General features: G+C 59.1%; 13 protein-coding genes and 1 pseudogene. 9 read left to right on the top strand and 5 right to left on the bottom strand.

Annotated features, from left to right (window positions below):
- The 7 genes and pseudogenes from GTK01_RS20500 to GTK01_RS20530 form a co-directional block, all read left to right on the top strand.
- Window positions 1-128, top strand: a pseudogene (locus GTK01_RS20500) (IS5/IS1182 family transposase); the annotation flags it as partial.
- Window positions 101-532 carry a MucR family transcriptional regulator gene (locus GTK01_RS20505; protein ID WP_252929654.1) on the top strand — a complete coding sequence of 144 codons (432 nt, stop codon included), beginning with the start codon at window positions 101-103 and terminating at the stop codon, window positions 530-532. The pseudogene GTK01_RS20500 and the gene GTK01_RS20505, both read left to right, overlap by 28 nt.
- A 381-nt stretch (window positions 533-913) precedes the next feature.
- Window positions 914-1,219, top strand: coding sequence for a hypothetical protein (locus GTK01_RS20510; protein ID WP_252929656.1), 306 nt, complete (start codon window positions 914-916; stop codon window positions 1,217-1,219).
- 13 nt (window positions 1,220-1,232) lie between these two features.
- The gene (locus GTK01_RS20515; protein WP_252929658.1) at window positions 1,233-1,526 is read left to right on the top strand and encodes a hypothetical protein; all 294 of its coding nucleotides are present in this window, start codon (window positions 1,233-1,235) and stop codon (window positions 1,524-1,526) included.
- A 312-nt stretch (window positions 1,527-1,838) separates the two neighbouring features.
- Window positions 1,839-2,255 carry a cupin domain-containing protein gene (locus GTK01_RS20520; protein WP_252929660.1) on the top strand — a complete coding sequence of 139 codons (417 nt, stop codon included), beginning with the start codon at window positions 1,839-1,841 and terminating at the stop codon, window positions 2,253-2,255.
- A gap of 15 nt (window positions 2,256-2,270) precedes the next feature.
- On the top strand, window positions 2,271-2,576 hold the full coding sequence (locus tag GTK01_RS20525; protein ID WP_252929661.1) for a hypothetical protein: 306 nt from the start codon (window positions 2,271-2,273) through the stop codon (window positions 2,574-2,576).
- Window positions 2,577-2,725: 149 nt separating this feature from the next.
- The gene (locus tag GTK01_RS20530; RefSeq protein ID WP_252929663.1) at window positions 2,726-3,142 is read left to right on the top strand and encodes a cupin domain-containing protein; all 417 of its coding nucleotides are present in this window, start codon (window positions 2,726-2,728) and stop codon (window positions 3,140-3,142) included.
- 66 nt (window positions 3,143-3,208) lie between these two features.
- Here the strand turns inward: GTK01_RS20530 and GTK01_RS20535 are convergent, their stop codons facing one another.
- From GTK01_RS20535 to GTK01_RS20555, 5 genes are all read right to left on the bottom strand, one after another.
- Window positions 3,209-3,508, bottom strand: coding sequence for a hypothetical protein (locus GTK01_RS20535; RefSeq protein ID WP_252929665.1), 300 nt, complete (start codon window positions 3,506-3,508; stop codon window positions 3,209-3,211).
- A 2-nt stretch (window positions 3,509-3,510) separates the two neighbouring features.
- On the bottom strand, window positions 3,511-3,654 hold the full coding sequence (locus tag GTK01_RS20540; RefSeq protein WP_252929667.1) for a hypothetical protein: 144 nt from the start codon (window positions 3,652-3,654) through the stop codon (window positions 3,511-3,513).
- Complete coding sequence (locus tag GTK01_RS20545; protein WP_252929669.1) at window positions 3,635-4,048, bottom strand: DUF4055 domain-containing protein; 414 nt, start codon at window positions 4,046-4,048, stop codon at window positions 3,635-3,637. Before GTK01_RS20545 ends, GTK01_RS20540 begins: the two co-directional genes overlap by 20 nt.
- Window positions 4,011-4,256, bottom strand: coding sequence for a hypothetical protein (locus tag GTK01_RS20550; protein WP_252929671.1), 246 nt, complete (start codon window positions 4,254-4,256; stop codon window positions 4,011-4,013). Before GTK01_RS20550 ends, GTK01_RS20545 begins: the two co-directional genes overlap by 38 nt.
- 939 nt (window positions 4,257-5,195) lie before the next feature.
- Entirely contained in the window at window positions 5,196-5,447 is a 252-nt protein-coding gene (locus GTK01_RS20555; RefSeq protein WP_252929673.1) for a hypothetical protein, read from the bottom strand.
- Window positions 5,448-5,772: 325 nt separating this feature from the next.
- On the opposite strand from GTK01_RS20555, the gene GTK01_RS20560 reads away from it, so the two are divergent.
- Window positions 5,773-5,970 (top strand): hypothetical protein, encoded by a 198-nt coding sequence (locus tag GTK01_RS20560; protein WP_252929675.1) that lies wholly within the window; start codon window positions 5,773-5,775, stop codon window positions 5,968-5,970.
- Window positions 5,971-6,504: 534 nt separating this feature from the next.
- A complete protein-coding gene (locus GTK01_RS20565; RefSeq protein WP_252929677.1) occupies window positions 6,505-6,741 on the top strand; it encodes a hypothetical protein in 237 nt (78 codons plus the stop codon).
- The last annotated feature ends 319 nt before the right edge of the window (window positions 6,742-7,060 follow it).

Below are 7,060 nucleotides of genomic sequence, written 5' to 3' on the forward strand. Positions count from 1 at the left end.
GGCTCTTCAACAAACTCAAGAACTGGCGGCGCGTCGCCACCCGTTATGACAAAACAAAGGAATCCTATCTCGGCTTCGTCGCCATCGCAGCAGTCAAACTATGGATACCCTTTGTCCACGAGCGCTAACTGCTGAAATCGTTTCGGCATATGTTTCCAATAATCCAGTTCCAGCTGCGGAGCTGCCCGCGTTTATCGCATCTGTTCATTCCGCTCTGGTGTCGCTGACGACGCCATCTGCGGTCGAACCAGCAGAGGCTCCAAAGCCCGCCGTGAACCCGAAGAAGTCCGTCTCCGACGACTACATCATTTGCCTTGAAGACGGGCAGAAGTTCAAATCGTTGAAGCGTCATTTGATGACGCACTACAATATGACGCCTGACGAGTACCGGGTGAAATGGAACCTTCCCTCCGATTATCCGATGGTCGCTCCCAACTATGCCGCGGCTCGTTCCGCCTTGGCCAAGAAGATGGGACTTGGACGCAAACCCGGTACGAAGATGCGCGCCAAGGGCCGTGCCAAGGCCGCATAGAAGCCGCGCGCGCCGACTGTTAGCGTGTTCCCATCATGTCATACCTGACCGAAGCGCCCGCGGTGATAGCGTGGTGTTCTTGAGGATGGTGTAGACGCCGTCCGCTGTCACCACCTGATCAGGCGAGTGCCGCCGACATCTTCGCCCGTTCTGCAGGTTATCGACCGCAGTGCGTGCAGGGTCGTCAACCGCCGTCGTACTCACCGGCCCAAGGATTGCACCGCCGAACGACGCCGTACGCTGGATGGCTCCGGTCCGTCTGGATGCCCGAGCAGGTGATCGGCCTTCGCGGCTCCCTTGCATAATCGAGGCTAGCCATCGATACCTCGGATCAATTCCATGAATTCGGTGTTGGTCCCCCATCAAAGAGTGGAGGACGCTATGAACACCGCCAACCTGCAACTTGAGGGACTTTGCCTCGCCATTGCAGCAATCAATCACGAGCTCGTCGCAAAGGGTGTTCTTTCACAAAACGAAATCGACATTGCCCTGCGCAAGGCCGAAGCCGCGGCAGTTGGCGACAATCGACATACCGATCATCTATCACCCGCAAACCGAGATGCGATATGTTTTCCCATTCGGTTCCTGCAGCTCGCAAACACGACCAGTGCTGAACATCTCTGGACGTTTTCGCATCTGGCCAAAATGGTGGGCGAGACCAAACGGCCCTACAACGACCAGCAGTAGAGGAGTGCGGAACATGAAAGAGAGTATCACCACCGACGATGCCCAAGACGACGGCCGGGTCATCGAAGTGAACAAGTGCGGTGTAGCGGAGATCCGAGAGAAGGAGGGACGGCAGATGCCCTCCGGTCCAGATCTGCCATATGACGTAACTGAATCGCATTCGACCAAAGGCGAACCTGCGGCCGACACGGCAACAGCGTCAGCCGAACACCAAGTCGCAATGCGCGAAGCGAAGAAGAGAGCTGGTTTGGTGAGTGAGGATGCATACTACAACATCACCTCACCGGTGCGACCTGCGCCTGAGTAAAGCAACGTCGCCGGCATCGCGCACCACGACTGCGAGCGATCCCTTGATGGCCGGCAACGCGGGCGCCGCGCGGACGCGATCGAGCGCGCTTTGAACTCTTGCGCACCAAGGTGCGCCCCAATGCACTCGTGGGTGCGCCCCAATGCACTCGATCTGGTGGGCGGGACTGTTTCTCGACACTGTCGGGATCGTCGACGATCCTTTCAGTGCCACTAGCCTTCTCTTGGGTTGCAACCACGACGTGTCGGCATAGGATGCCGCTGAATAGCGAGTGAGTATGAGGTGTCAGTGCCTCGGATTACGGAGATGAGAATGGAAATTCGCCGCAGTGGCTCGGTATCTTCACGACGGGGGCCGGCAGACTATTTCACGGGCTCCGTGTGGCAAGATCCGATCATTGAAGCAGAAGCGCCCGCTCGTGTGCGATCTGTTATTGTTCGTTTCGATCCAGGCGCGCGAACCAACTGGCACACGCATCCGCTCGGCCAGACGCTGCATGTTGTAGCTGGGTCAGGCCTCATCCAGAAGGAAGGAGGGCCCATCCAGCCGATCAATCCGGGCGACTCAATCTGGATTGCTCCAGGTGAGAAGCACTGGCACGGTGCCCGCCCCCACACGAGTATGACGCACATCGCCATCCATGAGGCGATAGACGGCAGCAACGTCGAATGGCTTGAGCCTGTCAGTGATGAACAGTACTCGGCATTGCCACGCGATGATCCTTCATAAGAGGGAGGCGCAGCCATGCAGATTGTTGAAGTGTTCTTGCCGCTCGATACCGGCAGCGGCGTGCCGATCGACCCGGACGTCATCGAGGGAATCATCGGCGGGCTCGCCGATCGCTTTGGTGGCGCTACAGCGTTCACGCGAGCGCCGGCCGAGGGGTTATGGAAAGAAACGGGGTCAATCGAGAAGGATCGCATCTTGATCATCGAAGTGATGGTCGACGAGCTCGATGAAGCATGGTGGAAGACCTATCGCAGCCGGCTAGAGGCCGAGTTCGAGCAGGACGAGGTGATGATCCGCGTCACGTCGTGCCGGACAATCTAGACGCTCACCGCATCAGGCTTCCACTCTCCGACATTCCATGCTTTTCTTTCCCACGGACGGAGAGGACAGTCTTGACGAGATCTAGTGTTTCGCTTTTGGGACGCGAGGCAGGCGATGCTGTCGACCTCGGCAGCTTTGGTGCCCGCTACATGCTTGAGGCGCTGGCAACCGAGGGACGCGTCTCAATCCTTGAACATTGGGTGCCCGCCAAGACGTTGGCCGCGCCTCTGCATAGGCATTCGCGGGAGGACGAGTACAGCTTCGTTCTGAACGGGCGAATGGGCGCCTTCATTGGCGGACGAACGATCGAAGCCAAGGCTGGCGAGTTCGTGTTCAAGCTGCGGAACGACTGGCACACCTTCTGGAACCCCGGCGAGGATGAATGCCGGTTGCTAGAGATTATCTCGCCCGGCGGATTCGAGGCCATGTTCAAGGAAATGGCCGAAAACCCCGACGCCATGACAGGTGAAGCCGCCGCAGCGCTAGACGCCAAATATGGTCTGGATGTCGACTACGGCAGCATCGAGCGGCTCTGTCTTGAGCATGGTCTTTCGTTTCCCCAGTAGCACGATAATCTCGCCGCCCCTGGCCGAACATGAGTGGCCGCCGCCCTTCAGGTCGACGGCCGCTGTTCAGCCCGCGCGGATATGTGGATCGATGCGCAAATTGGCGTCGACGGCAAAGCGCCACGCCGTGAGCGGCTGGTTCTGGATGGCAAACGCTACAGCGTGGCTGTTCGAACTCAGGTTCGCTACTTCGGTGCTGCGCATGTCGGCAACGACAAGCGCCCTCGCATCGAGCGGGGCGAAATCCGGCCATTCGAAGGACACGCTGTGTGCCGGCTCGTTGTCGATGGCGCGAGCCGGAGCGTGCATGAACATGGCCGCTGCGAGCATGGCCAGACCGCCGAAGAAGATGCTTCGGAGATGCATGGTCATCCTTTCAGTTGATATGCCGAGCAATCTTGCGCGGCGGGGCAGAGCTTGCTCAGTAAAGCCGCTTCCTGCGGGCTTAGCGTGGCATCGACGAGCGACAGTTTCGGCTTAACGATCACCTCTTCAGGCGCGGCGCCGATCATGATCGCAATATGCCAGAGCGCCTTTTGCAGCCCCTGCGCACTTGCGAGCGCGATCGAGGTCAGCGTTGTGGTCTGAGCCGCATACCGGATGCGAAGCGTCGCCGCTCTCGGCCGACTTCTTCTCGCTGTCAAACAACCTGGCGCCGACCGTAGCCGCATTGCCGCGCTCGTCCTCAATGGCGACCCGGTGCGCATCAATGCCGGTTCCGGTAGGCCCAACATACTTGGCGTCGGGCATGTGATCGTCTTTGCTCGCCAACAATGTCAGGACGACGCCGGCACCAAGTGCCGATGGCGCATCACCATTGATGATGATCAACGTCTCCTGCCCGCTCATGTAAAGCTGGTGGCGATAGTCAGCATCGAGGCGATACATCGCGAGCGCGGCGCGCAACGCCGATCCGCGGCGTCTCGTCGGGCGATACGGATAAGTCTTTCGACCCGATCACGACGAACGGGATCTCGGTCAGTCCGGCATCGCCGCGAATTGTTGGCTGGGCCTCGGCTCCGTCCTTCTCGATGCCCGTGTAGGTTTCGACCGAATATCGGTCTTCCTCGAGCCGGAGGACGCGATATGCCTGCTTGATTCCACTGGAAACCATCGCGCTTCAACCCGCTCTCGTCGAGCACGAACAAGTCTCGCTCGGGCGACCAGTTGATCAGCGCCTCGGTCGTGTATCTGGCGAGCCAAGGCAGGTCCCAGCCCGTTGAAGAGGCATCGGCCAAGAGCGCATAACGGCACATCAGCAGCGGCTCGCCGGTGATACGCCGTTCGAACGCCTCGAGCGACATGCCGCCGGGCGTTGCCATTTCCACAACCCTTCCATCGCCTTGGGCATGGCGATCTGTGCCTCGGTGCGATGGATGACGTGAATCTAGGCGCGTCGATCTCCGAGAACTGCGCCCGCTCTGGTAGGCGGCGTACATCGCGCGGCCGCCATCGTCGTGCACCCGAAAGCCGGAAGGCTTGGGCATATAGTCCTCTCCTGCTTCCTTGAGGGCTTTCTCACCTCCGGCAGTGGCGCGCATCATCACCCACTCGTCCTGGCGATCAATCCAGTCGGGATGTTACGTGTCGACGCCGGCCATATTCATTTCACTTCCGTCGGTGCATCCCAATCGAGGGCTATCGCGTTTGCCCTCGGCAATGTGCTGGAGGAAGACATGAAACATGAACCTGCGATCGTCATCTGGCTCCCGGCTGGCGACGTTCCCCACTCCACGTCCTTCGAAGGCGCAAGCACTACAACATGCAATTCCCTCGCTGACGCATTGGTCACGGCCAGCCGTCGGTCCGCGACGCGTCCAGAGCACCCTTGGATACTGACCAGGGATATCGTTTTCGGCCCGGAGCAAATCCGCATCCTTGTCGACACGATGATCGACTCAGACGCCTAGACATCCCGGTCACTCTCGTGATAGCCGTTTCGATCTCGCGTTTCACGACAAGCCGCGCCAAGGCACCTGACGAGGCGTCGACCTGATCCTTGATGCTGCCACCCGGAAACAGGCAGAGCTCGTCGAGATAGCTCTCGTTCCAGTCACCCTGGAGGAGATAGACATTCCCCGCTTCGCACTGGGACGAGAACGGCTCGGCCCGTGTGACCCCTGTCGCCCGTTCCCGGCACGGTTTTCACCTTCCAGCCCGCCAGCATCGCGACCATGTCCTTGGCCTGCACCTTGCCGGCCTGACCCGGAACCTGCGGAAGGCTGATCTCGACGTCCCCGCCGTCGATCTCGGCCGTGGCCTTGATCAGCGTGCGGACCTTGTTGCCCTCGTCCTGAGTCTTCACGACGTGGCCGACGACGAATGACCCGTCAGGGGTCTTGCCGAGCTTGATGCCTGCCGTACGTGCCGCGGTGGCCTTCTTCGTCTCAGGCCAAAGATTACCTTTGATTTATTTCAAGCAGGAGCGGAATGTTGCAGAACATCGATAGCTAGGGGCCCGTCGCCTAGTCGCAAGATCGGCCTGCGACCGGATAGCAGCGCGAGGTATTTTCACTATCCGAGGGCGCCGCTAAAGCCGCGAGAGGTGTAACCCTTTAACAGCAGGTGATGAAACCATAGCGACCTGCAAGGCTTGCCTCCGTGGAAGGAAACCGAGCGGAGAAGCAGATATGCCCCGATTATCTTTAGCCGTTGATATCGCGGACACCGTGGATGGCGCGCGTTTTAACGCGAAGCAGATGAATATTGGCGAGACGGCAGCGGCGCTGTTAGCCAGGCATCCTGAAGCCGATGCAAGCCTGCGAGACGTGGTCGACGTTCTTCAGGATGAGGCTCAGGCAAAACCGCGCGATGACAAACGAGTCTGATTTACACTGCCTCCTGCGCCCCGCTGGTATCAAAACTAGAATATCCCGACTGCGAGGTGTGCCCAGGTGGCGAGCGCGGCGGCAAGCACACACCCGGCAAGAACGTATCGCGCGGGCCGCGATCGAACTTTCGTCATCACGATCCACCCTGCGAGCGCAGCACCTCCAGTTAGTGCCGCTGCGGCCGCGAAGTCCTCAACGCCCCAGTTCATCTGCGCGCTTTCCCCGACTGATCAGCCCATAAAGACCGGTGCGATCTAGTGCATTAAAACGCAGACGTGGAACAACTCATACACGGCGCATCGGCCGAACAGCAGAGACACCACCGTTGCTCCCATAAGAACCGACGCAAACGTTGCAGCTGACATAGACATCCGCGTCATCGCATCCCCTCCAAGCTTGGGGTGCCAACCGATGTCAGCCGACGGTGTTCCGAGGCGAAGCTTGTCAGGCTTAACAGTCTATGACTGCGGTACCTTTCGGAACGCCCGGCGAATTCAGTTGGTGGTCACTTTCAACCCGAAGGAGATAACCATGGCTGAGAATAAGGACACACGCCGACTGACCGAGACGGATCTGGCCTCCGAGCGGATGGGGCGAAACAAGCTCCAGGGCGATGATCAGGCGAACGTGCAGAACGAAAGACGAGCCGTCCCCGACGTTACGCAGGAAACGGATGACGTAGTTGAGAGCTTCGAGAAGCTCGATAAAGACAAGAGAGCTCGCGAAGACCTCGGCAAGGGCAACCGGAGTTCGGGCGACCGAAGCTAGTGTCCATTACGAACTCTTCCTTAAACAAAGTCTGGCTCCAGCCACGTATACGGGAACAACTTGGCTTAACGAATGTTAGCCAGGCGGTCCGACGGAAGAATTGTACGAAGGGCTGAATTGCGCGGTCACCAGGAGGCATTGTCCCTTCTCTTCTGGTGACCGTCTTCGTATTGGATCAGCGTTAACCGGCACTGTCCGTCGTCAGGACATTTGGCGCAATGGGCATGGAGATTTAGCGGAGTTTCGGCCTCGCCCCTTGGTTGACTTTATGCGGCGAGTTTTCGGTGCTGCAAGCGCCGGAGTTCGATTGTCTGTCGTT

Source organism: Aliihoeflea sp. 40Bstr573, from assembly GCF_024105655.1.
Classification (GTDB): Bacteria; Pseudomonadota; Alphaproteobacteria; order Rhizobiales; family Rhizobiaceae; genus Aliihoeflea.

Excerpts from the sequence above, each read along its gene's own strand:
- GTK01_RS20530 (WP_252929663.1), top strand. The coding sequence starts at position 2,726 with ATGCTTGAGGCGCTGGCAACCGAGGGACGCGTCTCAATCCTTGAACAT.
- GTK01_RS20560 (WP_252929675.1), top strand. The coding sequence starts at position 5,773 with ATGCCCCGATTATCTTTAGCCGTTGATATCGCGGACACCGTGGATGGC.
- GTK01_RS20520 (WP_252929660.1), top strand. The coding sequence starts at position 1,839 with ATGGAAATTCGCCGCAGTGGCTCGGTATCTTCACGACGGGGGCCGGCA.
- GTK01_RS20540 (WP_252929667.1), bottom strand. The coding sequence starts at position 3,654 with ATGATCGGCGCCGCGCCTGAAGAGGTGATCGTTAAGCCGAAACTGTCG.
- GTK01_RS20525 (WP_252929661.1), top strand. The coding sequence starts at position 2,271 with ATGCAGATTGTTGAAGTGTTCTTGCCGCTCGATACCGGCAGCGGCGTG.
- GTK01_RS20505 (WP_252929654.1), top strand. The coding sequence starts at position 101 with ATGGATACCCTTTGTCCACGAGCGCTAACTGCTGAAATCGTTTCGGCA.
- GTK01_RS20550 (WP_252929671.1), bottom strand. The coding sequence starts at position 4,256 with ATGGTTTCCAGTGGAATCAAGCAGGCATATCGCGTCCTCCGGCTCGAG.
- GTK01_RS20535 (WP_252929665.1), bottom strand. The coding sequence starts at position 3,508 with ATGCATCTCCGAAGCATCTTCTTCGGCGGTCTGGCCATGCTCGCAGCG.
- GTK01_RS20515 (WP_252929658.1), top strand. The coding sequence starts at position 1,233 with ATGAAAGAGAGTATCACCACCGACGATGCCCAAGACGACGGCCGGGTC.
- GTK01_RS20565 (WP_252929677.1), top strand. The coding sequence starts at position 6,505 with ATGGCTGAGAATAAGGACACACGCCGACTGACCGAGACGGATCTGGCC.
- GTK01_RS20510 (WP_252929656.1), top strand. The coding sequence starts at position 914 with ATGAACACCGCCAACCTGCAACTTGAGGGACTTTGCCTCGCCATTGCA.